Origin of the sequence: Cohnella boryungensis, from assembly GCF_042651945.1 — a bacterium.
Classification (GTDB): domain Bacteria; phylum Bacillota; class Bacilli; order Paenibacillales; family Paenibacillaceae; genus Cohnella; species Cohnella boryungensis.
This window is the reverse complement of sequence record NZ_JBHSED010000003.1, coordinates 73,523-96,602: the sequence shown is the minus strand read 5'-3', so window position 1 is coordinate 96,602 and position 23,080 is coordinate 73,523. Positions and strand designations below refer to the sequence as shown.

At 52.7% G+C, this 23,080-nt stretch carries 19 protein-coding genes; 1 reads left to right on the top strand and 18 read right to left on the bottom strand.

Annotated elements, in window-relative coordinates:
* Window positions 1–127: 127 nt before the first annotated feature.
* The 9 genes from ACFO1S_RS01795 to ACFO1S_RS01755 form a co-directional block, all read right to left on the bottom strand.
* Entirely contained in the window at window positions 128–1,693 is a 1,566-nt protein-coding gene (locus ACFO1S_RS01795; protein WP_204600946.1) for a dockerin type I domain-containing protein, read from the bottom strand.
* Window positions 1,694–2,016: 323 nt separating this feature from the next.
* Window positions 2,017–2,949: an alpha/beta hydrolase gene (locus ACFO1S_RS01790; protein WP_378126122.1), complete on the bottom strand. Its 933-nt coding sequence runs from the start codon at window positions 2,947–2,949 to the stop codon at window positions 2,017–2,019.
* Window positions 2,950–2,989: 40 nt separating this feature from the next.
* A complete protein-coding gene (gtfA, locus tag ACFO1S_RS01785) occupies window positions 2,990–4,459 on the bottom strand; it encodes a sucrose phosphorylase (RefSeq protein ID WP_204600947.1) in 1,470 nt (489 codons plus the stop codon).
* A 12-nt stretch (window positions 4,460–4,471) separates the two neighbouring features.
* Window positions 4,472–5,428, bottom strand: coding sequence for a carbohydrate kinase family protein (locus ACFO1S_RS01780; RefSeq protein WP_204600948.1), 957 nt, complete (start codon window positions 5,426–5,428; stop codon window positions 4,472–4,474).
* A 63-nt stretch (window positions 5,429–5,491) separates the two neighbouring features.
* Window positions 5,492–6,466 carry a LacI family DNA-binding transcriptional regulator gene (locus ACFO1S_RS01775; RefSeq protein ID WP_204600949.1) on the bottom strand — a complete coding sequence of 325 codons (975 nt, stop codon included), beginning with the start codon at window positions 6,464–6,466 and terminating at the stop codon, window positions 5,492–5,494.
* 132 nt (window positions 6,467–6,598) lie between these two features.
* Complete coding sequence (locus tag ACFO1S_RS01770) at window positions 6,599–7,588, bottom strand: LacI family DNA-binding transcriptional regulator (RefSeq protein ID WP_204600950.1); 990 nt, start codon at window positions 7,586–7,588, stop codon at window positions 6,599–6,601.
* A gap of 73 nt (window positions 7,589–7,661) precedes the next feature.
* The gene (locus ACFO1S_RS01765) at window positions 7,662–8,486 is read right to left on the bottom strand and encodes a carbohydrate ABC transporter permease (protein ID WP_204600951.1); all 825 of its coding nucleotides are present in this window, start codon (window positions 8,484–8,486) and stop codon (window positions 7,662–7,664) included.
* Window positions 8,486–9,367, bottom strand: coding sequence for a carbohydrate ABC transporter permease (locus ACFO1S_RS01760; RefSeq protein WP_204600952.1), 882 nt, complete (start codon window positions 9,365–9,367; stop codon window positions 8,486–8,488). Before ACFO1S_RS01760 ends, ACFO1S_RS01765 begins: the two co-directional genes overlap by 1 nt.
* Before the next feature lie 90 nt (window positions 9,368–9,457).
* Window positions 9,458–10,825: an ABC transporter substrate-binding protein gene (locus tag ACFO1S_RS01755; RefSeq protein ID WP_378126119.1), complete on the bottom strand. Its 1,368-nt coding sequence runs from the start codon at window positions 10,823–10,825 to the stop codon at window positions 9,458–9,460.
* Between the two features lie 533 nt (window positions 10,826–11,358).
* Here ACFO1S_RS01755 and ACFO1S_RS01750 point away from each other — a divergent pair.
* Window positions 11,359–11,901 (top strand): GNAT family N-acetyltransferase, encoded by a 543-nt coding sequence (locus tag ACFO1S_RS01750; protein ID WP_204600953.1) that lies wholly within the window; start codon window positions 11,359–11,361, stop codon window positions 11,899–11,901.
* Window positions 11,902–12,184: 283 nt separating this feature from the next.
* On the opposite strand, the gene ACFO1S_RS01745 is transcribed toward ACFO1S_RS01750, so the two are convergent.
* The 9 genes from ACFO1S_RS01745 to ACFO1S_RS01705 all read right to left on the bottom strand — a co-directional run bounded on the left by ACFO1S_RS01745 (window position 12,185) and on the right by ACFO1S_RS01705 (window position 23,078).
* Window positions 12,185–13,621, bottom strand: coding sequence for a family 43 glycosylhydrolase (locus ACFO1S_RS01745; protein ID WP_204600954.1), 1,437 nt, complete (start codon window positions 13,619–13,621; stop codon window positions 12,185–12,187).
* A 98-nt stretch (window positions 13,622–13,719) separates the two neighbouring features.
* Window positions 13,720–16,026: a glycoside hydrolase family 95 protein gene (locus ACFO1S_RS01740; protein WP_204600955.1), complete on the bottom strand. Its 2,307-nt coding sequence runs from the start codon at window positions 16,024–16,026 to the stop codon at window positions 13,720–13,722.
* Between the two features lie 49 nt (window positions 16,027–16,075).
* A complete protein-coding gene (locus ACFO1S_RS01735) occupies window positions 16,076–17,152 on the bottom strand; it encodes an alpha/beta hydrolase (protein WP_204600956.1) in 1,077 nt (358 codons plus the stop codon).
* On the bottom strand, window positions 17,149–17,904 hold the full coding sequence (locus ACFO1S_RS01730; RefSeq protein WP_204600957.1) for a response regulator transcription factor: 756 nt from the start codon (window positions 17,902–17,904) through the stop codon (window positions 17,149–17,151). The genes ACFO1S_RS01735 and ACFO1S_RS01730 overlap by 4 nt, the downstream gene beginning before the upstream one ends.
* 2 nt (window positions 17,905–17,906) lie before the next feature.
* The gene (locus tag ACFO1S_RS01725; protein WP_378126116.1) at window positions 17,907–19,634 is read right to left on the bottom strand and encodes a sensor histidine kinase; all 1,728 of its coding nucleotides are present in this window, start codon (window positions 19,632–19,634) and stop codon (window positions 17,907–17,909) included.
* Between the two features lie 96 nt (window positions 19,635–19,730).
* Window positions 19,731–20,069 (bottom strand): hypothetical protein, encoded by a 339-nt coding sequence (locus tag ACFO1S_RS01720; RefSeq protein WP_378126114.1) that lies wholly within the window; start codon window positions 20,067–20,069, stop codon window positions 19,731–19,733.
* A gap of 13 nt (window positions 20,070–20,082) precedes the next feature.
* The gene (locus tag ACFO1S_RS01715) at window positions 20,083–20,439 is read right to left on the bottom strand and encodes a beta-L-arabinofuranosidase domain-containing protein (RefSeq protein ID WP_378126112.1); all 357 of its coding nucleotides are present in this window, start codon (window positions 20,437–20,439) and stop codon (window positions 20,083–20,085) included.
* Between the two features lie 112 nt (window positions 20,440–20,551).
* Entirely contained in the window at window positions 20,552–22,132 is a 1,581-nt protein-coding gene (locus ACFO1S_RS01710) for an extracellular solute-binding protein (protein WP_204600958.1), read from the bottom strand.
* Window positions 22,133–22,196: 64 nt separating this feature from the next.
* Window positions 22,197–23,078: a carbohydrate ABC transporter permease gene (locus ACFO1S_RS01705; RefSeq protein ID WP_204600959.1), complete on the bottom strand. Its 882-nt coding sequence runs from the start codon at window positions 23,076–23,078 to the stop codon at window positions 22,197–22,199.
* Window positions 23,079–23,080 lie beyond the last annotated feature (2 nt).

The following is a 23,080-nucleotide window of genomic DNA, read 5'->3' as shown; positions in this document are numbered from 1 at the left end:
CTGGTAACGGTTCTCCTCCTTCAATTAACGCATGGTATGGAAGCTGTCGAACAGTGTAGCAAGGAGCTCTTAACAATCGCTGAAACTCTGATTTATCGGCCGAACTTGGCCTTCATTTGCCCGGATTCTACCCTGCATTGCCCATATAGATATTCATGATTAAGGCAGCATCTGCTTCGGTTATTTCACCGTCTTCGTTCATGTCGAGCGCTTCGAGCTGATCTGCCGTCAGCGTGATTTTCCCTTTTAGATACTTGGTGATGAGCAGCGCGTCCGCAGGCGTTACGACTCCATCCCCGTTGGCGTCTCCCTTCGGCCGGATGATGATCTCGACCTTACCGGGCGTCTCGGAATACGCCCCGGCAGAATTCATCGCTTGCCATTCGAAGAAGGTCGTGCCGCCCCAAGACGTATCGGGTGTGAATGCCAAGCCGTTCAGCGAGGCTAGAGGAATCGATTGCCCGTCTTGAACGGGAGCTCCTGAGAGGCTGAGCGTGCCGTGGTTCGGCAGCGACACGACGCGAATCTCACTCATCGCGCGGCCTTTCGGATCGGAATAGCCGCTCAGGAAATCCGCGCCGTTCAGTACAAGCGTCTGGCCTTGCTTGCCGCGCTTGACGACCGAGCCTGCGGATGGAGGATCCTTCGGCTGGTAGGTCAAGCTCAGCACCCGGTTAAAGGTGCCGGTATCATCCAGATTGAGGACGACTATGCGATCCTGCGCCGCATCCGTTACGTACAGCTTATTGTCCGGACCGACAACGATGGCATGCGGCTCGCTGATTCCGTAATCGTCGGTCAGATTAAGCCAGGGCTGAAGCGTTGGACGGTTGGCGTACGAAGCGCCGACGTAGGAGGCACGGTAAATTTTCGTCTCGTTCATGACGACGTAAAACATCTCTCCGATGAAATCTACCGCGATTTCCCCGGTCGAATAGCCTTCTCCCGGGAACATGTTAAAGACACCGTCCAGATCGACGAAGTAGCCTCCGGATTCCCATAACCTACCATCGAAATGGATTGCTAGGCCCGACTCTCCGTCTCCGGCACTGGATGAGCCGCCACTGCTCGAACCGCTCAGATCCAGTCTCAAAGTGCCTCTTTTATTCAACATACCGATTACCGTTGGAAAATAACTGACTGCCGCGTAGTTTTCGAATTGAAACGTGGCTTCTTTGTAAGCTTGCTGAGTGACCGGATTGATTTTTGTGAAAACGACAAGACTCTTGATGTTCATCAGCTTCGGATAGTTTGGGACGGTGGTGGTGACCATCGGAGCGATCAGATCGATAGGCCCCGTAATCGTCTCCCCGTTGTGCTTCAACAGCGAGAGCGGCTCGCCATCCCGATCGAACGCATGCAAGCTCGCAGCCAAGCCCGATTCGGCGACGTATATATTGCCTTCCCCGTCCACGGCGACCGCCGTCGGATTGTTGACGTCAACAATCAGATCCGCCTTCCCGTCCGTATTCGCCCGAATGACCCGGTTGTTGCCGTTATCGACGATGTACATCTCCGTTACGCCGTTGTAGGCGTAAAACTTGATATCTTGCGGCGAATTAAGATGCAGGGGCCCAGCCGCGGCATGGGTCTCGCTGGACGGCAGAGCTACGGCTGTCAGTAAAGCGAAGGCCATTGCAGCCAGAGTCGTTCTCATCCATTTCTTCACTCTGCTTGTTCCTCTCGATAACATCTGGAACTGTTCTCCTCCTTGAGTCATCGATGATGACGTGGTTTGTCGAACAGTGTAACAGCAAGCTCTTAACAAACTCTTAAACTCTGAGCTTTAGGTTGCACTATCCGCCTATCTGGAGACGAACAGGACGCCAGCGATCGTTACGACTCCATCCCCGTTGACGTCTACCTTCAGACTGAACATAATCTCTGCCTTGCCAACCGACTACAAAACCAACTGGTATAGGCCAGCCCCTAATCATTGCTGACCTCCTAACACGAAAAAACGCCGATCAAGGATCGACGTCCAACGTTAAACGGTTTACTCCGATCAAATCGGACTTAAACTTTAAAGGCTCTGGTCAACGCCTGGATGTAGCCTTGACGGGCGCGAACGCTAGTCTCCTGATGGGGGTCCGCGAGTTCAAAGGCGTGGTAGCATCCGGGATAGAGCTGGAACTCTACATCGACGCCGGCCTGGGCGAGACGTCTGACGTAATCTAACGTTTCGTCCCTGAACGGATCAAGTTGGCCGACGCATGTATACGTTGGCGGAAGGCCGGTCAGACTCTCAGCTCGGCTCGCTGCAGCATAAGGAGAAACCTCGCCGTCGGCAAGCTCTCCCAGATACATTCTCCATGCCGCCGCGTTGTTGGCACGGTTCCAGACAGAGGGATGAACGATCTCGCAGCTGGATGGCGTCTCGTTGCGTTCATCAATCATAGGGTACAGCGGCATCTGGAAGCAGATAGCCGGACCGGACCGATCCCGAGCCAGCAAGGCCAGGGCCGCAGCAAGCCCGCCGCCCGCGCTCGCTCCGCCGATCGCAATCCGGGACGCATCGATGTTCCATTCGTCAGCCGCATCGGCCAACCAAGTCAAAGCGGCATAGCAATCTTCGATGGCCGCCGGGAACGGATGCTCGGGAGCAAGACGGTAGTCGGGAGAAAGGACGACGCAATCGGCCGCTTGAACAAATTGCTCGCACAGGGCATCGTCCGCATCCGGGTGTCCCAGCACGTAGCCGCCTCCATGAATCCATAGCAGCGCCGGACGACGCTTGGTATCGGGCGAATTCGGCCGATAGACCTTGATCAGCATCTCCGATTGATCCGCTCCGGGAATGTGATGATTCGTAATTTGAACCGAATCGGATCGCTCCGCGACAGGCGGAGTCATTTGCCTTCCGGCTGCCAGATCCTGAGGCAGGCGAAGCTCCGGCAACCGGAGAAACTCCTGCCTTAATTCGGGTAACACTCTATCGATAAATGCCACATAGATCACCTCGTCTCTGTCATGCAATGCACGCTCCCGATCAAATCCTGTATTCTACCCATTCCCCATCATCATCGACATAAGAAATCGCGGATTGACCTGTTCCCAAATCGGCATGTAGCTCGCAGCGCTTCTCTCCTTCCGTCCAGCGTAGGCGAAGCTCCTCATCCGGAGTATCGAGAACCTCGAACTCTCCCTGGAACGCTTCATACTCGTTCCGGAAGCGGATGAGCTTAATCAGGCGTTTGACCGCTTCCTTCTCCACGGAGCGTTCGATCTCTTCCATGCTGTAGTTAGGACGGTTGATCTCTCGGCCTTCCCCTGTCAGCTCCACCCTCGCCTGGTCATTCTCCGCGGCAAGCAGCCCCGCGTAATAAACCTGCGGAATACCCGGCGCGAAAAACTGAATGGCGCGCGCTGTCAGATAGGCATCATCGTCGCTGTTCAACATGGAATAATAGGAGCAGCGGATCTGGTGGACGTCGAATCCGTCAGGAGCCTTATGCTCGTCCGACAGAATCAAGCTCAGATTGGCTCCTCTGGCCACGCACTGCTCGACGACTTGTCGAGCTGCCTTCGTGTCGATCAGATCGTCAAGGTCCGGCTTCACCGGAATTCCGTCATGGCAATCGAGCATCGTAAACTGCTTATGCGGCCGAGTCTTCAGGTAATGAACCAGCTCTCTGCCGCTGCGATTCAGCAGCGTATCGAGAATTCGGTATGGCAGAATAAAATCGTAAATCCAATAGCCGTGCTCTGCGAGCTTGTATTGGGTCGTGTAGTGGGAGTGAACCTCCGGCAGCAGCTCGATGTCGAGCGATCGGGCGAGCTCCATCGTCCAGTCCAAAAAATCGTAGATATCCGGTTCTACGAAAAAACAGCTCGTGCCCAGCTTTTTGATCACATAGCCGACAGCGTCGAGCCGGACGATTTTGACGTTGTGCTTTTTAAAATTGAGGAAGAATGCCGTCAACAGCTGCTTCGTTTTCTCTGAGCGAATGTCGAGATCAATCTGCTCGGACGGATCGGTTTTGCCGAACGTCGTCCATACCTTTTCTTCCTCCCCGGTGCTTGCGATGTTGAAGCTCGAATAGGGTCGCGGGCGACGCAGGAACATAAGGGCAATGTCCTCTTGAACGGGCTGGCTGTCCGGCCAGATTTTGTCCAGCGTCAGAAACAGGTCGGCATGCTCGGAATCCCGTCCATGCTTCAGAAAATCCTGAAAATAAGGGGATTGACGAGAAATATGATTCACCATCAGATCGACCAAGACGTCGAAGGTTTCTCCTATGGCCTTGATATCCTCCCACGTGCCAAAGCTCGGATCGATCTCCAGGTAGGTCAGCGGGGCGAAGCCCCTGTCGCCGGAGGAGGGAAAGGGCGGAAGAATGTGAATGCCGCCTTGGAAAACATTCTTGAAATAAGTATCCAGCACGCGATGGAGCGTCTTCAGATTCCCGCCCATCGAATCCGGATACGTGATCAATTGCACTTGATTTTTTATGACCACCGGTTTCACCTCTTACAGTCCATATGAGTGTTGAATCGTTTCCAGATCGGGCAAGTCCACGACCGCCCCGGTAAACCTCAGTTTATACGCGCTGACGGCAAATCCGAGGGAGATCGCTTCACGAATGGCATGTCCTCTTACCAGCGCGGCATAGAAGCCGGACCAGAAAGCGTCCCCCGCCCCGGTCGTGTCCGCCACTTCCGCAGCCAGCGTGGGAAAACGGATCGTTTCCTTTCCGTCGGACGCCAGCGCCCCGTCCTTTCCGAGCGTCAGGACCACCAGCTTGGCGCCCAGGCTCAGAAACTTAAGAATTTGATTGTCGGGGGTATCCTTGCCGAACAGTCTCTCCGCGTCATCGTCCGACGGCTTGATCATATCCGCTTGTCCGATGATGGATTTGACATAGGCCACTCCATCTTCGTCCTTCGGCCATAGCATCGGATGATAGTTCGGATCGAAGCCGATCCATACCCGATGTCTCTTGGCCGTATCGATCATCCTCTCAATGGTGTCGCGGGACGGGGACATGGAGAGAGGCCAGCAAGAGAAGTGCAGAAATTTCGATTTCCTCAATATCTCCTCCAGCTGCGGGCGATAGGACAACCGATAATCCGCTTGACGATAGAAAATCGGAATCGGAGTCGCCCGACTCTTCGTCAACAGAACGAGGCTCGTAGCCTCCTGTACCGTCTCGACGAAGGCCGGTTCAATCCCCTCCGAAAGCAGTCGATCAAGCAAAAATTTTCCCAGCCCGTCATCCCCGACCGCCGCGGCCAACTGCGACTGAATCCCCAGCTTTCGAACGTTCATCGCGATGTTGGCTGGCGATCCGCCGAAATATTTGCGGTAGGACGCTCCTTCGTGTGCGTCGCCGTAGTCTTCCGAGATCAGGTCCACGAGCAGCTCGCCAACCGTCAATACGTCATTCTCTCTATCCTGCAACGCCAATGGGCGATTGAACTCCAGCACAAACCTTCCCCCTGCCTCGTATCGTAAATTTACATGAATCTCATCCGTTCAGCGGAGGCTTCCTCAGGTCGTGCCCCTTTCCAGCAGCTTGACGGGCAGAACGGTTTCCAGCGGCGTCTCTTCGCCGCCAATTTGCTGGAGCAGCCGACTGACCGCCAGCTTTCCCATTTCCTGCATCGGCTGCTCGATCGTCGTCAAGTCTTCCGCGCCGCCGATCTGAATCCCGTCATATCCGACGACCTTCAGCTCCTCCGGGATCAGCTTGCCGAGCCTGCGGCTTTCCCGAATGATCTGCAGCGCCAACAGATCGCTGCTGGCGAACACCCCGTCGATATCGGGGTGCTCCTGGAACAGCTCGCGCACCATCGGTTCATATTCCCTGTATTTAAATCCGTTGAGATCCGTTTGCCTGACGACATATTCGATCTGCTGGCCTCGTACTTGGTCCATGAATGCGTCGTGCCGCTGCTTGGCCAGCAGATTGAGCTGCAGACTGCCGCTGAGATAAGCGATTTTTTTGCACCGCTTCCGAAGAAGCAGCTTCGTGGCCAGCGCGCCTCCTCGGTAATTGTCGGAGGAGACATAGGGAATCGTATCGGAGATTCGGCGATCCAAGGTGACCAGCGGCAGCTTGATCGCCATATACTCCTCAACCTTCATCGTATGACTGCCCATAATGATGCCGTCAACCTGACTGGCTCTCAGTAGTTCGATATACTCTTTTTCCTTCTTCTTGTTCAGCAGCGAATTGCAAAGCATGAGCTTGTAGCCGTTCTTATAGGCATAGTACTCGATATGCTTCGTGATCTGTCCGAAAAAAGGGTGCGAAATATCGGGAATGATGAGTCCGAATACGTTTGATTTTTTGCGCGACAGCGAACGGGCTACCTCATTAGGCTGATAATTCAGCTCCTCCATCGCTTCCTGTACCTTTTTCTTCAGGTTGTCGCTTAAATATCCCCGGTTGTTGAGCACCCGGGAGATGGTCGTAACCGACACGCCTACCTTCTCTGCAATATCTTTAATGGTAACGACCATCAAAGAGCCTCCTTATACACAACAATGCAAGAGGTGTCAACCGCTTGACACCCTGAACAAACAAAACGGGACGCGAATGGAACAACCGGGCTTCGCTCCCTTGGCTTCTCAAGCTTTCTTAACCGTCCGAATTCATGTCGTCTCGCGTTCGATCAGCTCAACCGGGAAGGAATGAACTCCGGCAACCTCTTCTCCTTCCAGTTGCCTTGCGATCAAATCGACGGTGCACTCGCACATCTCGCGGATCGGTTGCCGGATCGTGCTTAGACGAGGCGTGAAGAACGAAGCGATGTGAATATCGTCGTAGCCGACAAGCTTCAATTCGTGCGGAATCCGCTTCTGCAGCCGATGGCTGGCTTGAATCACCTCAGCGGCAATGACATCGCTGCTAGCGAACACGCCGTCCACTTCCGGATGCTCCAGCAGGAATCGAACGAGGTCCTCCTCGCTCCGAAGGCTGTCCCCCTCGACGGCCTCCAGTTCCAGATGAAGGGACCCGATCCCGGCTTCTCGAAGCGCTTCGTCGAATCCCAGAACCCTTTCGCTAGCCATTAACGCTTGGTGATGAGGTCCGCCGATGCCGCGAAAGACGTACGCCGGTCGACGGCAGCCTTTCTCGATGAGCAGACGGGCCGCAAGCGTTCCTCCCATCCGATTATCGGAGGTAACGATCGGAATATTGTCAGCGAGGGTACGATCGAAAGACACGATGGGCGAGTCTAAATGAAGATAGTGCTCGATGTCGACCACCGAGCTCCCCATGACGATGGCGTCCACCTGATTTTTCTTCAGCATATCGATATATTTGCGTTCCTTAACGACGTCGCGGTTCGAATTGCAGAGCAGCAGCTTATATCCTCTTCGATCTGCATATTCCTCCAGATGATACGCCAGTTCCCCGAAGAACGGATGCGCAACAGAAGGTATTATGAGACCGATCGTATTCGATTTTCTCCGGAACAGCGAGCGTGCCATTTCATTAGGCTGATAACGGAGCTCCTTCATTGCTTGCTCCACTCTGTCCCGTGTCCTCTGGCTGATATATCCTCGGTTGTTCAGCACGCGGGATACTGTCGTGACGGATACTCCCGCCCTTTCGGCCACGTCTTCGATTTTCGCCATGAACGAACCACCTAGCGTTTTTAAGCCCATTATAACGTATTGCCGAACTTTTTTTAGCTTTGGCGGCCCAACTTTATTTTAAGGCCCCCTCAGTAATCCCTTTGATAATCTGGTTCTGAAGGAACAGATACATCACCAGGACGGGAATGATGGTCATCACCAATCCGGCCATGAGCGGCGCAAAATCGACAGAGTAAGAGGAGAAAAAGGTATACGTCGACAGCGGCAAGGTTTTCAGGCTCGGCGAGAGCAGCACCAGACTAGGCAGCAGATAATCATTCCAGATCCAGAGCACGTCCAATACCAGAAGCGTCACCACAACGGGCTTGAGCAGGGGGAGCACCACCTGGAAAAAGGTTCTTGCCTTCGAGCTTCCCTCAAGGAAAGCCGATTCCTCCAGCTCGTAGGGAATGCCTTTGATAAAGCCGTGGAACGTAAAGACCCCGAACGGGATTCCGAAGCCCATGTACATGAACAGCAAGGATGCCTTCATATTCAGCAGCTGCAGATCGCCGTAGATCATGACCAGCGGAATCATAATCACTTGAAAAGGGATCGTCATGGAGGCCAGCATCACGAAGAACAGCACCGTATTCAGCTTCCATTTGAACCTGACGAACAAGTACGCCGTCATGGAGGCGAAAAGAAGAATGAGCAGGACACCGATAACTGTAATGGTTAATGAGTTGACAAAGGCCTGGAGAAATCCCATGTTCTCAAAAGCGCTGACATAGTTCGAGAAGTCTAGACTTGTGGGGAAGGACAACGGGTTCTCGACAAAGTACTGCGTTTTCTTGAAGGAATTCATGAGAATCAGCAGGAAGGGAAACAAGAAAACAATCAACACGACATATAGGAGCGAGGACTGAAGCAGGGCCAGGGGCTGTCTCGATCGCATTACGATTCAACCTCCAGTTTCTTAAGCATGTAGGATTGAGACAATGCAATTAAAGCAACGACCGCAAAAAGAACGACGGCTTCTGCCTGCCCGATTCCATATTCGTTGGACAAGAATGCCTTCTGCACGATGTGGTAGGACGCCAGCTCGGTAGAGTTGAAGGGCCCGCCCTTCGTCAAGGCAAGATTGATGTCATAGGTCAGGAACGATCGGGATATGGAAAGGAACACGCAGATCACGATCGCCGGAACGGAAAGCGGAAGAGTAATCTTTTTCAAGATGGCCCATCTGTTCGCGCCGTCGATCCGGGCCGCCTCCAGCACGTCGCCGGGAACGCTGGCAAAACCGGCAATATAGATAATCATCAGATAGCCGGCAAGTTGCCATGCCGTTGCAATGACCAGCGCCCAGAAAGCGGTGTCCGTATCGGTCAGCCAAGAGGTTTCGAACCACGACCATCCATACTTCTCCCCCATATAAGGCATGACCTGCGAGAATAGCGTCTGCCACAAATAACCGAGGACAATTCCGCCGATCAGGTTGGGCGTGAAGAAGCCCGTCCGCAGCCACTTCTCGCCTTTCAGACCGCTGGAAAGCACCAGCGCGATGAAGAACGCCGCCACGTTCGAGAGCAGCACCGTAAAAAAAACGTACTTGATCGTAAACCACAATTGCGTAAGGAATGCTTTATCGTGAACAACCTCCGAGTAATTGGAGAAGCCGATGAACGTATAATCCGCCGTTCGAACATCCCAGTTGGTGAAGGTCAAATATAAGCCTACAATAAACGGAACTATGACGACTGCCGCGAATGCAAACAGGGAAGGACCTCCAAAAAACAGAAAGGTTCCCACGTTCCGTATCCCTATCCTTTTGTTCATAATGCCGCCCCTTTACCGCCAAAGTTATCTCCTTGCTTGAATAAAAGAGGGGGACGAGGGAAAGCCCCGGTCCCGTCCTCTATTGGTTTCTTATTTGCCGGCGTACGACTTCCAGTAACCTTCCACTTCCTTCGCAAGTCCCTCGCGATCGGTTTTGTCGACCAAATACTTCTGCATGGAAGCTCCCGTCTTCGCCCAATAGTCCTGAGGCAAATAGTTGATTACCCCGATATTGATCACTTTGCCTTGATCGGTATACTGGTTGACGGCGTCCGAAATCACATTGGTGCCTTTCACCTTCACGTCTTTGTACGGCAGGGCAAGCCCCATCTGGGAAACGATGGCTTCTTGTCCCTGTTCGCTGGTGACCATCCACTCGACAAACGCCTTCGCCGCCTCTTGCTGCGCGGGAGTGGAGCCGGAATTGTCGATGGCGAACAGCTTCGGCTCGCTGTAAGCCACTTGGGTATTTCCGAAATCGTCCGGATTGTCGCTGATCGGCACCGGAAGGACACCGAACTCCTGATCGCGGCCCTCAAGCGGACCGACTACCGCCCATGTCCAGTCTCCCATGAAGTAGAACGCCGTTTCCCCTTTGGCGAAATCCGCGCTGTCCTTATTGTAGTCCGCGACAAGAGGGTCCTTCTTCCTTATGTTGTATTTCTTAAGCAGATCGAACGTATCCATCAGTCCGGCAAATTGCGGATTGTCCATCAAGCTGACCGAACCGTTCTTCAGGTTCTCGACGAACTTGCGGTTCTCCTCCACGCTGTTCGATTGCAAGGAATACGCCAGCGCCAGATAATGGGCCCCCAGCGACCAGTCCGCGCCATGGATCATGACAGGCGCCTTGCCGGCCGCTTCCACTTTCGCCAGCACCTCTGCCAGATCGCTTCTCGTCTTGATCGATGCAGGATCGAACGTTCCCCCGATGGACTCTTCGACTACGCGTTTGTTGTATAACAAGCCATAGCCTTGAGCCGTCCAAGGAATGCCGAGGAATTTGCCGTCCAATAGAGCGCCGTCTACGGCACCCGGCTTGGTCAGCTGCTCATATTTGCTTTTCTCCGAATCCAGATCCAAAAACTTGTCCTTGAACTGCAGAATCGTTCCCGGATCGAGATTGGCGATCGTAGCCGGGTTGCCGGATGCCAGCAAGGATTGGAACTTCTCCAGCTGTGCGCCGCCAATCGGCGTCGGAATGAGTTCGATCGTCACATTCGGGTTTAACTCGTGGTAGGTTTTGAAGAGTTGCTCGAATACGGTATTTACTTCAGCCGAGGTGTTAAAAAAAGTAAGCTTGACGTCCTGCGCTTGCGAAGCCTCGGAAGGCGAGGCGTTTGGAGATGCGCTTGGCGTTGCATTCCCTGTCGGAGTCTTGTCTGAAGAACAGGCGGCCAACAGGGACAGCAGCATAACGAAGCTCAGTCCTAATGAAATCCTCTTTTTGATTTGCAAATTCGATTCCCCCAAATCGTGAATTTGTAAGCGCAAACAGCCCCGCTCAACCAATATGATAACCGGTTGACATATAATATGTCAACCGGTTATCATATTTTCGCATTTCCCTGTTTATCCAGCTTGGTCAGGCCGCTGACCGGGGAGATGGCTTATTATCCTATTCACACTCTGTATCCTATTTTGCCCTGGCTGCTCTCTTATATTCTTATGGCAAAACGAACCCCTCTTGGGAGCCGAACTGCATTAATGTATGGCGGGCCAATATCTGGAACGGTATTGGCGTGAACGGCTGGTTGGGCGCTTTCCGCTGACGGTATTCGCATCCTTAAATGCCGCGGTCGCACCCGCCGCAGATTCGCTCCTCTATCCATAACATTGATATCAATTTCCAAAACACGCAAAATAGAAACTGGCGATCGTTCCGGAGGAGTTGTTGCTAATGGATGAAAACAGTTACTAGATAGGTTTGTATACAGCCTTGTGCTGCGGTATACTACTAAATCAATAAAATTTGAATTAGGAGATTACTAATGCAACAAATTGAAACCCATCGATTAATATTAAGAAATTTTTCCGAGACAGATTCTCAAGGTCTGTTAGAATATTTGGCTAATCCAAGAGTGAACTGCTTTCTTGATGATAAAATTTCCACATTAGAAGAAGCTGCCTTAAAAGTTCAAAAAAGAAGCGAAGATGACTCTTATGTTGCGGTCTGCTTAATAGACAGCGGTCATCTAATCGGAGAACTATTTTATTTAAAAGAAGAGCCGGATACTTATTCCATTGGTTGGCATTTCAATGCTCAATTTGAAGGTAAGGGATACGCAAGTGAAAGTATAATGGCTTTCTTGAAGTATCTCTTCATTCAATTAGGTGCAAGAAGGCTTTATGCATATGTTGAGGATGATAACTACAGATCACAAAAATTATGTGAAAGATTAGGTATGCGTAAAGAGGGTTATTTTATTGAATTTGTTTCAATGACCAAATACGAGGATGGATCGCCTAAATACGAAAACACTTTCCAATACGCATTGCTAAAAAAAGAATGGTTAATAAACAACCCGATTTAAGACAGCGCTTCTGGATTGAAACTGACACTCGTGTCCGGGTCGAAGGGGAGAGACGAAATTACCATGACTAGGCGAAAGCATCAATCGGATGCTTTCGCGAGCGTTGGCCTTTGCAGTCGTGAAATTTCCTCGTTACGAGTTCAAATTCAAAATTTCACGAATGCAACAGCCATCGGAAGAAGATACATGCTCGCAAAACCATAATCGCTATATAAAGAAAGAAGCTGCTCAAAAGTTTAGCACTTCTGAGTCAGCCTCCTTCATCATACTTTAAGCTTGAATCTCAATCATTAAGTTGCCAACTTACGCTCAACGCGAACGAAGCCAGACTTGCGCCCCCCTCGCCAGTATAGGTGAAATACAAAGCCTGGATGCCGTCAGGGATGACGAGATCGGCCGCATATTCTGTCCAGATATTCGTGAAATCAACCGGTATCCTTCCGTAAGCGGGGCCATCCCAGGCGGTTTTGATTTCAAAGGCGCCGCGGCAATACCCGCGAACCTTGATTTTGACCTTCGTGATCCCCTCGCAATGGAAATATTTGAAGCCCGCGGTTGCCGAGTCTCTCATATTGGCAATGTACCCGATCTCCTCGTCCCCGTCTCTGCCATCCTGGGTAATCTTCGGAAACCGGCTGTCCATCCATTCGCCGGGGGCGCCCGTGTAGATGGCCTCGTCCCGGCAAAACAGATTGCAGGCCAGGTACGCCGGATATTCTCCCCGACCTGCAAGCGGTCCGCTATTCGGACCGCAGGAGGTCATTTCCACTTGAGGAATCGTGCCGTCCTCCCGAAATTCGATCCGCTCGCTGCAGCCCTGCCGGCTGAAATTCGTTCCGTTGGTATGCCTATGATAAAAAATGTGCCACTCTCCCCTGATTTCTACAATGCTGCCATGGTTGTTGCTGCTGTAGAACATCGGTTTGGCTGCCGGCTTGTAGGAATCGATATGAAGATCGCTATTGCTTACAATGACCCCCTGGTAGACGAAGTCCTTGGTCGGATATTTGCTTGTGGCATAACACAATTCGTGCATCACGATCGAAGAATAAATGAAATAATAAGTGTCGCCCTTCTTCCGGATAGAGGGCGCTTCAAAAAACTCATGTCCTTCAAATCCGCTCCCCTGGCTGTAGGGCTCGCTTGGCGCAACAACTGTCGGCCCTTCCGTCACCGTGAGCATATCGGAAGCAAGCACCGTTACCCTTGCGCCGCTTCGGGACAGATCTCCAACGGCGCAGAAGCCGGTATACAGATAGGTTGTATCCCCTTCCGTCAGCACACCCGGATCAAACTGAGGCTCATCGCCTTCTCTTTCTCCCAACCGCGTCCCATCGGCATACTTAACGTATCCATAGAATTCATAACGGCCGGCAGGCGTATTGCAGACGGCTACCGATACGATGGGAACCTTATCGAGAACGTAATAGAGATAATAACGCCCATCCGATCCGACTGTGACATCGGGCGCATACAGGCACATGCGGCCGTCAGGATTAAGCGGGTCCTGCGTTTTCTTGTAAATTACACCTTCATACCGCCAATCCGCCAGATCCTCCACGGGTGCAGACCAGCAGACATAATCGTTCAGACAATAGGCATGTCCGTTAAATCGATCATGGGAGCCATACACGTACACTCGGTCTCCAAACACATACGGTTCTCCGTCCGGAATGTATTCCCAAGATGGAAGATAAGGATTCAAGCCTTGTTTTTTCATTTGTCCTTTGCACTCCTTGTTCATCGAATGGACTCATCGCGCTACGACGCAGCCGCTTCCATTGGAGCTGCGATACGCCGATTCCTTGCAGGACTAGTCTATTGACTGGCCAGCAGCAGCATATCGACTCCCGCCTCCGCTTTAATGAAGAAGGTGGTCTCGTCAAGCTGCGCAGGCTCATAAGCGAGTCCATTCATCGACCAATGGACCGGCTGTTCACATCGAATACGATAGCTTCCTGTGCGATCCGGCTTCAGTACGGCCTGCTGCATTCGGCCGTTCGCCCATGCGATATCCACCGTGACCCCGCCTCGGGCGCGAAGTCCTCTGACCTCGCCATTCGACCAGGCTTTGGGAAGAGCAGGCAAGAGATGTATCGTCTCCTCGTGACTTTGCAGAAGCAGCTCGGCAATCCCTGCTGTTCCGCCAAAATTGCCGTCGATTTGAAACGGTGGATGATTATCGAGCAGATTAGGCAGCGTGGAATGGGTCAGGAGCGCCGTCACATTGGCATAAGCCTCCTCCGCCTCTCGCAATCTGGCCCAGAAATTGACGATCCAAGCCCGGCTCCAGCCGGTATGGCCTCCCCCGTGCGCGAGGCGCCGCTCCAGCGTCCGCCGCGCCGCCGCGCTCAGCTCCGGCGTCTTCTCAAGTGAAATTTGCGTTCCCGGATACAAAGCGAAGAGATGCGAGATATGGCGATGCCCAGGCTCAAGCTCCTCGTAATCCTCAAGCCATTCCTGCAATTGTCCATAACGTCCAATACGAGGCTGCGGCAGCTTGTCAATCGCCAGCCTTAACTCCGCCCGAAAATCCGCATCGCACTGCAGTTGCTCCGCTGCCGAAAGACAGGCCCGGAACAGCTCGCGAGCAATCTGGCTATCCATAGACGGCCCGTAGCAGAGTACGCCCGTTTCCCCGTTTGGCATCCTATATGTGTTTTCAGGAGAAACGGAGGGACAAGTAACAAGCTCTCCGCCGGGAAGCTCGACCATGTAATCAAGGAGAAAAACCGCTGCTTCTTTCATCATCGGATAGGCCCGTTCCAGGAAGGCCTGATCTTGCCTGAATTGATAATGCTCCCAGAGGTGCAGGCATAACCAGGCAAGACCAAGCGGCCAATAAGTCGAGGGCAGCCAAAGATCCTGAGGTGCGGTGTCCGCCCAAATATCGGTATTGTGATGAGCCGTACTCCCTCGGCAGCCATACATGACTTGCGCGGTGCGGCGTCCATTCGGAATCATTCGTTCAATCAATTCAAAGAGCGGCTCATGGCATTCAGACAAGTGGCAAATCTCAGCCGGCCAATAATTCATTTGCGCATTTATATTGATGGTAAATTTGCTGTCCCAAGCCGGAAGCATATCCTTATTCCAGATGCCTTGCAAATTCGCAGGCAGAGATCCTGGTCGGCTTGAGGCGATAAGCAGATAACGTCCGTATTGAAAATATAAAGCCGGAAGTCCGGGGTCCTCAAGGCCCGCTTTCAAATGATTCAAACGGACCGAGGTATCTTCTTCCCTCATGCTTCGTTCGCCGTAAATCCGCAGCTCCGTCCGGTCAAACAGGTTGCGATAATCGGCAACATGCTCTTCCAGCATATCCCTGTATGATCTTGAGACTGCCCGACGGGCACTGATCACCGCTGCGGATTCCGGGTCAGGGTCGCGGAAATCCGTCGTCGCCGCAATGACCAGCAACGCGGAATCGGCATTCGCGACAACAAGATGCTCCCCGATGGTTCGCATTTGTCCCCCTTCCGGTCTGCATATGAGCACCCCACTGTAATTGACGCCTCCCCCGCTATTCCCGCTCATCACAAGCGAATTCCCGCTTTCCGCACGGATACGATCCACGTAGCGGAACCTTTCCCTTCCCATTCTTGCCGTGAACGAGATTTGGCCAGGGACATCCGCCGTCAACCTCACCACGATTGCGCTGTCCGGGTAGCTCGCAAAGATTTGGCGGCTGTATTTCACGTTCTCCGCCTTGTAGGAAATGTTGACTAAAGCCTGGGACAGATCAAGCTCGCGCTCGTACTCCAGAATCTCGTGATTCGCCGCATGCTCGAAGTTAAGAAACAGGTCGCCGAGCGGCACGTAATGACGCTGAGTTTCCGGGATGGCCGTCAAGGCCAGAGAGGCGAGGCGTTCAGCTTCGTGCAGCCTTCCTTCGAATATCAGCCGCCTGATCTCCGGGAGGTGCTCCCGGGCATCCGGGTTATGCCGATCCCTAGGCCCTCCATGCCACAAGGAATCCTCATTTAGCTGCAAACGTTCGGCACGAGGGCCGCCGAATACCATCGCTCCCAACCGTCCGTTGCCGATGGGCAAAGCTTCTTCCCATTGCAGGGCAGGCGAACGAAAGAATAGTCTGTTATCGGGGTTCAAGTCCCGCTCCGGCATAAAGATACGATCCTTTCCTGTAAAATAGCACTCGTCAGATTATTCCTATTTAGAGAGTCAATGAACATTGGACATGACGCGGCGGATGCTGTGCCTTGTCATCTCCAAAAGCCAGGCGAACAAAGTTGTATACGCCGTGATTCCATACGTCGAAGTCATGCTTCCCGTCCTTGATCACAATCTGATAGAAGTCGCCGAGCGCCTCCTTCGCCGAGTCGACAAGCCCTTCAATCGCTCCTCGATAGCTGCCAATAGCTACATCATCTGCATCGCCGCAGGTCATATAAAGTAAATGAAGCCTGTGTCCGCTGGACGCCACCCGGGTTCCGAGCGCCTTGCCCCCGCTTGAGGTGGGCGCATTGGAGAAGGCTCCGGCGTAGGCGAACAAATCCGTCATCCCCGGGGCTTGCACAGTCTCCGCCAGCCCATTGCCCCACGGACTCTCGGTTCCCACGTACTCGAATGAATCGCATCGAAAGCCGCCCAGCACCAGGTTCAGAACTTGCATCCCCCCCATCGACAGACCTGCAATGGCTCGATGCATTCGGTTATAAGCTATGTCCTCCGGGGTCGTATCGCCGATTCTGGCGAATGTGGGGTAGTTAGTTTCAATAAAGGGAATCAAGCTGTATCGGAGCTCGTAATCAAAATAATAGAAGCCCAGCATGTTAGTTCCTGGGGGACTAAAGGCGCGATCCGACCAGTCATGCGCGCTTCGACCGTTCGGGCACACCACAATCAGCGGTTCGATCTCGCCCCTGGCAATCAGATTGTCGAGAAGATTACACAGAATGAAATTCCCATCCGATATGCCGCTGCCCTGCAGCCATTCGTGATGGTCCCCGCCTACTCCATGCAGCAGATACAGCACGTTATACCGGGTATCCCTATCCCTTGCATCATAACCCGGTGGCAAATAAATACTGCACACTTTCGTAATCGCGTTTTCTCCTGCGGTTTCTCTGCCGGCTTCTCCGGGATCGACCTTCCGATCGATGACAAGCTGTCGAGACGAGTTAATATAGTGGCTGACCGGATAAAAAACCTCATGAACCGAGCCTTGCCTCTCTTTTTGGCCGGCTCGTATACCATCTGCAGGTACAGTCTGTACATCTGAGTTCTTCATTGTCCGTCTCCCTCCCGTTCCGAATCCGTCTCTCCCTCGTTCACCTGCTCGTCCTCCCGATAAGCGCCCGGGGTAGCCCCCGTATATTTCTTGAACACCTTCGTGAAGTAATGCTTGGTATCGTAGCCAACCTGCTGTCCAATCGCGCAGACGTTCAGATGACGCTGTGTTCTCAGTAGTCTCTGCGCCTCCCGGATCCGCAACGAATTCAAGTAATTAACGAAGGTGTCACCCGTCTCTTTCCTGAACAAGCTGCTGATATAATTCGGATGGAGATTCATTCGGTGCGCGAGATGATCCAGGGACAGATCGTTCATGTAATTCGATTGCATATACGCGAGAATCCGTTCGGCATGCCGGCTGTATTCCGAATCCGCTGCAGTCGGCAGCTCGTCTTCAACGCGCTCCAGCAAGGCTGCGATCTCCTCTTTATCCAGGGGCTTCAGCAGATAATCCACTACGCCCGAGCGCAGAGCTTGACGGACGTATTCGAACTCGTCGTAGCCAGTGAGGATGATGAAGCGCTTGCACAGCCCTTCTCTTCTGGCTTCTTCAAGTAATTCAAAGCCGTTCATCTCGGGCATATTGATATCCGTGATCGTCACGTCCGGCATGTAGACCTTCATGGTCTCCAGCGCCTCGGGTGCGTTGAGGGCTTCGCGAACTTCCGTACCGACAGGCGCGATTTCCCTGACGATTTTGACCAATCCGTTCAGAATCAAGGGCTCGTCGTCTACAATCAATACCCTCATCGTCAGTCCACCGTCCTTTTCGCGATAATGATGCGCAAGCAGGTCCCCTTGCCCGGCTCGCTGGATACTTCCAGCCGGGATTCTCCTCCGAAGAAGGCTTTGATCCTTTCGTTGACATTCATGAGCCCCACGCCGCCCGGCCCCTCCGCATTTCTGACCTCATCCTGCTTAGCCAGCCGGGCCTGCAGCTCAAGAAGCTTCTCCTGCGGGATTCCATTGCCGTTGTCGGAAATGGCGATCGCGATCTCCCGCTCCGATTCCGTCGCCTGCAGACGGATATGAACTGGCCGCAGCACAGCAGAAGCCCCATGCAATATCCCGTTCTCAATGAGCGGCTGCAGCAGGAAGCGAGGACAGGCGAGGCGCTCGGCATCGACGGCAACGATAACCTCATAGGTCAATCTGCTCTGAAGCCGCTTCTTGTGTATGTTCAGATAGAAGGTGACCATTTCGATTTCCTTCGCGAGAACGGTCTCGTCCTGCTCGGATGACAGACTGTAGCGCATCAATTTCCCGAACCAGAACGAGATGTCGGCGACTTCCTTGTCATTGTTGGCTTCGGCGACCATCCGGATCGTTTCGAGCGTGTTATATAGAAAATGAGGCTTGATCTGGGCCTGCAGCACTTGGTACGCCGCTTCTTTATTGCGCAACTCTGCACGATGAACGTTGTTGATGAGCTCATCCATGCGTTGAACCATGGAATTGTAGGTGGCGGTCAGGAATCCGATTTCATCCCTTTCAAACCTGCCGCGCTTGATGCTGTGCTGTCTCAGATTATCGTCGTTCAGAGTGCGCATATGCCGGGCCAGCCTGAGGATTCGCTTCGTGATCGTGGAAGCCAGCACATAATATGCAATGGATAAGGCAAGTAATAGCAGCACAATCATCGTCACCAGAACAATCTCTTTCTGTTTAATGGAACGGAATACGTCGCCCACCTGACCGGTTACGATAGCGCGAACGCCCAGCGGCTCAAGCTTTAACTGATTGACGATCGTTTTTCGATTGATAAAAAAAGCGCTTTCTTCCCCTTGCAGCCGACTTAACGTCTTGTCGTCCAATCCCGTCGTTTCGTCCGTCAGAGGCTTGCCTTGCCCGGACAGCAGAAAGGCTCTCCAATTCCCTTCCACGCCGGCGGCTTCATAGAAATTGCGGATCAGGCTGTTGCGGATCCGGATTTCAAGCAGGCCGATCCTCTCGGTGATTTGCGTATTGTAGATATACTGATAATAAATCAGATCCGGCTCCGACACCTCCGGGTCCGCGCGCAGCCACATGCCTTGTCCCGCCTTCAGGGACGAGACGGTCTCCTCAATCTGCGGGTCCAGCATGGAGCGGTCGCGGAACTGATCGGTAATGGGCAAGACCCGGTTCTTCATCTTGTAGATGACGAGAGACTCGATCTCGGGATTGGCGAACAGAGATTGCGAGTATAAAGGCAAAATATATCGAATCAGCGCATAGACGCTATCGGCGTCGGATTGATATACGCCGTCCAAATAGTCGGTAACATATGGATTGTATTGCAGCACCCGATGCACCGACTGAATTCGGGCAAAATCCGTTCTCATGTTGGCATACGCCTGTTCGAGAATCTTCTGCCGGCTTTCCACGAACTGCTGGGTCAGGCTGCCGTAGATTTGCGTGTAGTAGTGGTAACCGAAAGCAAGAACGGGAATAAAAATCAGAATCACATATCCCAGAACGATCTTGCGCATAATGCTCATGGCAGCACTTCCCTCCGACGAAATCCGCATAATGTTACCGTACCACGTGCAAGCAGATTCCGATAGAGGCCGCCTGCTTCCAAAACCGGATGACTTCTACGGGCTTGGGCTTTGGCGTGTGACCTCCTCATACGCGGCGCTGCCGTCAGCGGCGAAGGTAAACCGACGATACGGCGCTGCATGGCCGGATCGGTCCAAGTACACAGAGTATTGTTCGTCTTGCACTCTGAACAGCGGAATGAAATCGGCTTGGCTGCCCTGCTCATCCTCCACAACGAATTCCAGCCGCCCGGTTTGGGACCTTACGAATTTCTCATTGATATTTCCGTCCATAATGCCCCTCAGAGACTTGTCGCCCCCGACTTGAGCGAGCAGCACGCTGCCGAACATGACCGCCGCCAAAGCCTCCGAGTCTGGAAGCGGAACCCACCGCAAGGAAGCCTCGATTTCAATGTCGATCCGATCCCCGTCTCGGAATACGCGCTCTATCGCGACATACCCGTTTTCCCTCCGGAGTTCGGTGCGTGGGAAGATGAGCATTGGCATGCAGATCCTCAAGCACATCCTTGCCTGCCGCAAGCGGCTCAATCCAATAATCCCGGTCGAAAATAGCAGCCAGTTCCAGCAATGCGGCGTCGCCGGTCAGGTCATATAAGGTATAAAGGGCATCGCCCAGGCCGCCAAACTCGTTCGCCGGATTCACCTTCGCGATTTCTTGAATATACTTTCTGATCAGTTCCCTGCGGAAGGCAAAGAAGCCGTCGGTCAGCCTGAATTCGTTAAGATTGAAAGAGGTAAACCTCACTTACGTCTTCCTTTCGGATATGCCGTTCCATTCGCGGGAGAGTTGCGCGCCACGACTATGAGCATGCAAAGTCCGACAGGGGCGCCTCGCGTCCCTGTCGGACCTCCCATAATTACTTGAACAAATCCTTCTTCTTCTGATACGTTTCGTTAGCCCAATCGATCAGCCGCTCCAAGCCGATCTTCTCGGCATTCTTCACCATGTTCTCATAATTTGCAACGGCTTCGGCTTCGGACTTCGCCAGATAGATTTTGACCTTCTCGTTTTTAATCATCTCGTCGACCTTGGTCTTGATCGTCTTTTCTTGTGAATCCGGCTGCGTCTGAATCAGACCGATCTCCGGCTTATAAATCGTAAACGCTTTTCTCTCCATCAGGGCCTGCGTCTTCTGCGCGCCCGGAACATAACTCAGCATGCCCTCCGTGACTCCGTCGTTGTACAGGTACCACCATTTGATGCCGTTGCCGTTTACGAAATCGGCATCGGCCGGATCGTATTTCAGATTCGGATAACCTTCCTCATTCCATGTCCAGTGCTCGCCCTCGACTCCGAACATCGTTAACTTCTTCCCCTCGTCACTCGCGAGGAATTGCAGGAATTTGATCGCCGCCTCGGGATCCTTGTTTTTCTTGGTAATGAAGGTCCCGGCAAAGCCAAGCCCCGAACTGACAGCCTTCGTGTCCTTCGACAAAGCGCTGGGCAGCATCTTGAACGTGAACGAGCTGCCGGCATTTTTGATTTTAATATTATCCGTGTCCGCCACACTAACCGTATGACTATGAGCGAACGCTTTCCCGCTTGTCGCGTATTGATCGTCGATCTGATCGTTTGTGTACGCGAAATTTTCCGCGACAATATATCCGTTGCGATAAAGACTGTTCATAAACTTGAAGAAATCCAGCATCTTCGGCTGCCTGATGGCATAATCGATCTTTCCATCCCGCTCGTACCAGCCATCCAGAAGCCCCTCTACGCCGAACTGCTGGAGGAAATATTGCTCGATCCAATCCTTGTCCATAATAAGCGGTACCATGTCCGGATACTTCTCCTTAACCATGCCCAAGACCTTCACGAAATTGTCCACAGAATCGATCGGCGGATTTCCAAGCTCCTTCAGAATATCTTCCCGCACCGCAATTCCGGGATTACCGTCGCTGCCGACCGAGTATTTGTTTTGCGTCATTTCCTCCTGCGTCGCGAATGCATTGCGAACCGTGTAGAAGTTGCCGTCGTCCATCGTGTGAATCGCGATTCTCGTCTTATCGATCTTAAAGTCCGGCGCATACTGCGCGATTAACTCATTCCAGGGATAGGACAGCTTCGAATCCGACATCCGGTCAATGTTGGCATAAGTGAATACGAGATCCGGAAGATCGCCGGAAGCAATCATGAGCGGAAGCTGCTTATCGTCCGTGGCGACCGTTACATTGAGCTTGATGCCTGTTTTTTCCGTTATTTTCTCTGCAACAGGGCCCTTCCATTCCTTTACCGGGTACCAGGACGCATCGATGAATAAGGAAAGCTCCTTGACTTCCCCGCTTTTCGACGGCGTTTCAGAGTTCGAACCGGTTTGAGTTGCAGTCCCGGCGCTTTCCTGCTGGTTGTTGTTCTTGCCGCATGCGGACAGCAGCGCCAGCGCCAGTATAACGGTCAGCGATAAGGCCAATACCTTCCTGCCTCTGTTTCTGTTCAATGTAACCCCTCCAACGAATTAGTGTTTTATATTAAAGCAAGCGCTTTAATATCATGGAAATCGGTCAACCCTTTACGGAGCCCAGCATGATTCCCTGAATAAAAAATCTCTGCAGGAACGGATACACGCATACGATAGGCGCAATGGAGACCACCATGGCCGCTACCTGAAGCGAATAGCTGGTCACGCCTGCGGATGCGCTGTTCGCGACGGCGATGGCGTCCATCGGCGCGTTGCTCTTGTTGATGACCTCCATCATCCGAAAGGCGAGCGTTCGCAAGCCCTCCGACTGCACGAAGTACGCGGAGTCCAGCCAGGAATTCCATTGGCCGACACCCAGGAATAGCGACATGGTAGCGATAAGCGGCATAGAGACGGGAAGAATGATCCGGTAGAAAATCACCAACTCGTTCGCGCCGTCGATATGGGCCGACTCCTTCAGTTCACCGGGGATCTCGCGAAAGAACGAGATTGCGATAAGCAGGAAGAACGTGCTCAGCATGGAAGGGATGATATATACGCCGAACGTATTCAACAGCCCGATCGAACGAAGCACGACATAATAAGGAATTAATCCGCCCGAGAAATACATCGCGAAAATGATGATCGTGAAATAAAATCTGCGGAACTGCAGATCGCGATGCGAGAGTCCATACGCCACAAGGCAGGTAAACAAGACGCCCAGCGCGGCACCCGTTAACGTTCTCACGAGGGTCACCAGAAAGGCCTGATACCAATGCGGATCTTCCAGGAAACGGACATAGTTCTCCAGCGTGAACGAGCGGGGCCATAAGTAAATGCCTCCGAGAAGGGAATCGGTTCCCTTGTTGAAGGATAGAATCAGGACGTAATAGAACGGATACAGCATCGATAACATTATGATGAACAAGATGATGTATACCCATGTGTCCATCATGCGGTCCTTTTGTCTTTGGCTTAGCGACATCG

What these genes read in the sequence shown, in the direction of transcription:
- ACFO1S_RS01750 (WP_204600953.1), top strand. Translation starts at nt 11,359, where the DNA reads ATGCAACAAATTGAAACCCATCGATTAATATTAAGAAATTTTTCCGAG.
- ACFO1S_RS01745 (WP_204600954.1), bottom strand. Translation starts at nt 13,621, where the DNA reads ATGAAAAAACAAGGCTTGAATCCTTATCTTCCATCTTGGGAATACATT.
- ACFO1S_RS01730 (WP_204600957.1), bottom strand. Translation starts at nt 17,904, where the DNA reads ATGAGGGTATTGATTGTAGACGACGAGCCCTTGATTCTGAACGGATTG.
- ACFO1S_RS01760 (WP_204600952.1), bottom strand. Translation starts at nt 9,367, where the DNA reads ATGAACAAAAGGATAGGGATACGGAACGTGGGAACCTTTCTGTTTTTT.
- ACFO1S_RS01725 (WP_378126116.1), bottom strand. Translation starts at nt 19,634, where the DNA reads ATGAGCATTATGCGCAAGATCGTTCTGGGATATGTGATTCTGATTTTT.
- ACFO1S_RS01735 (WP_204600956.1), bottom strand. Translation starts at nt 17,152, where the DNA reads ATGAAGAACTCAGATGTACAGACTGTACCTGCAGATGGTATACGAGCC.
- ACFO1S_RS01705 (WP_204600959.1), bottom strand. Translation starts at nt 23,078, where the DNA reads ATGTCGCTAAGCCAAAGACAAAAGGACCGCATGATGGACACATGGGTA.
- ACFO1S_RS01765 (WP_204600951.1), bottom strand. Translation starts at nt 8,486, where the DNA reads ATGCGATCGAGACAGCCCCTGGCCCTGCTTCAGTCCTCGCTCCTATAT.
- ACFO1S_RS01795 (WP_204600946.1), bottom strand. Translation starts at nt 1,693, where the DNA reads ATGTTATCGAGAGGAACAAGCAGAGTGAAGAAATGGATGAGAACGACT.
- ACFO1S_RS01770 (WP_204600950.1), bottom strand. Translation starts at nt 7,588, where the DNA reads ATGGCGAAAATCGAAGACGTGGCCGAAAGGGCGGGAGTATCCGTCACG.
- ACFO1S_RS01775 (WP_204600949.1), bottom strand. Translation starts at nt 6,466, where the DNA reads ATGGTCGTTACCATTAAAGATATTGCAGAGAAGGTAGGCGTGTCGGTT.
- ACFO1S_RS01740 (WP_204600955.1), bottom strand. Translation starts at nt 16,026, where the DNA reads ATGCCGGAGCGGGACTTGAACCCCGATAACAGACTATTCTTTCGTTCG.